Annotated in this window: 3 protein-coding genes; 1 reads left to right on the top strand and 2 read right to left on the bottom strand. The window is 43.5% G+C overall.

All coding sequences use genetic code 11. From position 1 onward, the window contains the following. On the top strand, positions 1-352 hold a 352-nt coding region (locus tag R7P67_RS25705; RefSeq protein ID WP_318086433.1), incomplete at its 5' end, for a MarR family transcriptional regulator. 69 nt (positions 353-421) lie between these two features. Here R7P67_RS25705 and R7P67_RS25700 read toward each other — a convergent pair. After that, entirely contained in the window at positions 422-550 is a 129-nt protein-coding gene (locus tag R7P67_RS25700) for a hypothetical protein (RefSeq protein ID WP_045587355.1), read from the bottom strand. A gap of 36 nt (positions 551-586) precedes the next feature. Beyond that, positions 587-928, bottom strand: coding sequence for a hypothetical protein (locus tag R7P67_RS25695; RefSeq protein WP_005485142.1), 342 nt, complete (start codon positions 926-928; stop codon positions 587-589). Positions 929-1,133 lie beyond the last annotated feature (205 nt).

Here is a 1,133-nt window from a genome sequence, read left to right as displayed (position 1 = left end):
ACAGTCAGTCGTAAAAGAAACCGGCTACTCTTTGGCCCAAGTCCATACTATTGAAGTGCTGGGCGGCCATGGTGCGCTGCGCATGAAAGAACTGGCGGAAAAGTTAGGCATCACGACCGGAACGTTAACGGTACAAATCGAAAAGTTAGTGAATGCGAACTTGATAGAACGTTGCCCTCATCCGGAAGATCGCCGTGCTATCGTTGTGAGGCTCACACCAGAAGGTGAGAAAATTCATCGTCATCATAACCAGTTGCACCTTGATCTTGTGCGTGATCTTACTCGTCATATTGAGCCAGAGCAGCAATCAACCTTTCTATCGTGTTTGGAAAAAATGAACCGGGAATTCTAGGTTTCATCCGAGTTACGGCCAAATAAACAATGAAAAGCAGAACTCACATCGAGTTCTGCTTTTTTGTATTTATGGGTTTAGAAACCAGCTTTCTAACGGTAACTGAGTAAATGCGTAAGTCACACCAACACAAAATGCAGCGCCGGTAGTGCCAATACCAATTGTAGTGGCCAGCAGAAGTAACGTTATCTTAGGCATGATGATTCTCATCCCTCTTGGAGTGTATTTGCGTGCTTAGTTCGATACAGAGCACACAAACACAATCCAAGCGGTGGCAAGCATAATTAATGGCGTAAAGACTTTTTGAATGGCTGCGCCATCGGTCAAGTTATAGATCTCGATGGATTCGTTGTAGAAGGCGCGTTTGAAGGCTTTAAACGAAATGTCGTTTTTTACATTGGATTGCTCGTAACGCTGACGCGCAGCATCGGCCATCTGATATTCAAGATCTTGAAGTTCAAACTCTTGGTTAAAAAACGAATCCCAAGCGCAAAGGCGAGCTATTGCCTTAGGTGAACTGTTATCACTTTTTAGTTTTGAGAGACGCTTTGCGTAAGCCGCTTGATATTTATCCACGATATATTCCTGCATGAATAGATGCTGAGTCATTGAATGACTCAGAACGTTCTGGTCGGTTGTAAAAGCAAAATTGTGGGATGAAAAGGCGTACTTTTACGTCGGTGGCAGAACTACAAATAAAAATATCAAAGAGCGTTTATGGTGGGGATGATATGGGGTGGTAGGGGAAGAGGACAAACAAAATAAATTAGTCTACGTCACA

Source organism: Vibrio sp. Vb0937, from assembly GCF_033338855.1.
This window is presented reverse-complemented; position numbering and strand designations above follow the sequence as displayed.